Raw genomic sequence first — 239 nt, forward strand, 5'->3', positions numbered from 1 at the left:
GGTCGAGCCGGTGGCCGCGTATCGCCGCGCGACGCCGGTATTGACGGCGGAACTGGCCACACGATTGCGCGCCTTGCTGGCGCAGCCAAACGACTGGATAATCACGAGCTCGGAAGCCCTGCGTGGCCTGGCCGGGCTGGTGCAAGCCATCGACGACGATGCGCTGATGGCGCGATTACAGCAGCAGCGCCTGATCGTGCCCCATGCGCGGATTGCACAGACGGCCCGCGATCTGGGCC

General features: G+C 67.8%; 1 protein-coding gene. It reads left to right on the top strand.

Annotation, left to right across the window (positions count from 1 at the left end; genetic code table 11):
- Positions 1–239, top strand: a 239-nt coding sequence (locus tag AC0IYH_RS33775) for a hypothetical protein (protein WP_471838825.1), incomplete at both ends; no start/stop codon positions are given.

It is taken from the genome of Pseudomonas sp. AC463 (assembly GCF_979253585.1).